1 protein-coding gene is annotated in these 215 nt (G+C 40.0%); it reads left to right on the top strand.

What is annotated here, in order from left to right; all coding sequences use genetic code 11:
- On the top strand, nucleotides 1–215 hold a 215-nt coding region (locus tag ACRHOC_RS15795), incomplete at both ends, for a hypothetical protein (protein ID WP_431159516.1).

Genomic DNA, 215 nt, shown 5'->3' on the forward strand with positions numbered 1-215 from the left:
CCTCACGAGATGTATTTTTACATGCTGCCGCATTTGACTTTAGCGCCACATTCTTCAGACCTCGAGGATTAGATAAAGCAAATGGTAAAGTTCTGATCAATGGAATTGAAATGAACAAGCAGTACACTGAACGCACACAATGGGGAAATTGGGGAGGACTTAACGATGTACATAGAAACCAAGAGTTTTCAATGGGTATTTCACCTAATGATTAC

Origin of the sequence: Winogradskyella poriferorum (genome assembly GCF_050618035.1) — a bacterium.
GTDB classification, from domain to species: domain Bacteria; phylum Bacteroidota; class Bacteroidia; order Flavobacteriales; family Flavobacteriaceae; genus Winogradskyella; species Winogradskyella poriferorum_A.